The organism is Mesorhizobium sp. M8A.F.Ca.ET.208.01.1.1 (assembly GCF_004791315.1).
Classification (GTDB): domain Bacteria; phylum Pseudomonadota; class Alphaproteobacteria; order Rhizobiales; family Rhizobiaceae; genus Mesorhizobium.
On sequence record NZ_SRUT01000163.1, the window covers coordinates 1 to 344 of the forward strand.

The window sequence follows — 344 nt, forward strand, 5'->3', positions numbered from 1 at the left end:
AAGGACTGGAAGACCGTTTCGGTCGCCATGGAAGGCTCCTATGCCCCTTGGAACCAGACTGATGCCAGCGGCAAGATCGTCGGCTTCGAGGTCGACATCCTCAACGACGTCTGCGCCCGCGCGAAGCTCGAATGCAACATCGTGGCGCAGGACTGGGACGGCGTCATCCCCGGCCTCACGGCAGGCAAGTTCGACATTGTCATGGACGGCATGTCGATCACCGAGGAGCGCATGAAGACGATCGACTTCTCGATCCCCTACGCGTCCTCGCCGGTGGCTTTCCTTGCCGACAAGAACGGCCCGCTGGCCAACATGTCCAACAGCGGCAAGATGATCGATCTGTC

1 protein-coding gene is annotated in these 344 nt (G+C 60.8%); it reads left to right on the forward strand.

Going from position 1 to position 344, the window contains the following annotated elements:
- On the forward strand, positions 1–344 hold a 344-nt coding region (locus tag EN851_RS34735; protein ID WP_135931084.1), incomplete at both ends, for a transporter substrate-binding domain-containing protein.